Genomic DNA, 274 nt, shown 5'->3' with positions numbered 1-274 from the left:
CCGCCGTGCTCTGTCTACGAATCGCCATACGTCTGGTGGCCAGATTCATCCACAAACATACGAAGGCAAATAGCATAAGAAGTATGAATCCTAGCGTGTACGCGCCCGACAAATCTTTAATGATACCAAGCACGATCGGCGGGAAGAATCCGCCAACACCGCCGGCAGCACCGACAATACCCGTCACCGCTCCCGTATTGCCCGTGGATACCTCCGGCACCATTTTGAAGACAGCCCCGTTCCCGATCCCCAGCAGTGCGGCTGCACCCAAACA

At 55.8% G+C, this 274-nt stretch carries 1 pseudogene; it reads right to left on the bottom strand.

The features are described from left to right. Window positions 1-274 (bottom strand): annotated as a pseudogene (locus tag KVT27_RS24575) (MFS transporter); the annotation flags it as partial.

Origin of the sequence: Lysinibacillus sp. GbtcB16, from assembly GCF_019091145.1 — a bacterium.
Classification (GTDB): Bacteria; Bacillota; Bacilli; order Bacillales_A; family Planococcaceae; genus Lysinibacillus; species Lysinibacillus fusiformis.
The sequence above is the reverse complement of the archived record's forward strand: the minus strand, read 5'-3'. Positions and strand labels throughout refer to the sequence as shown.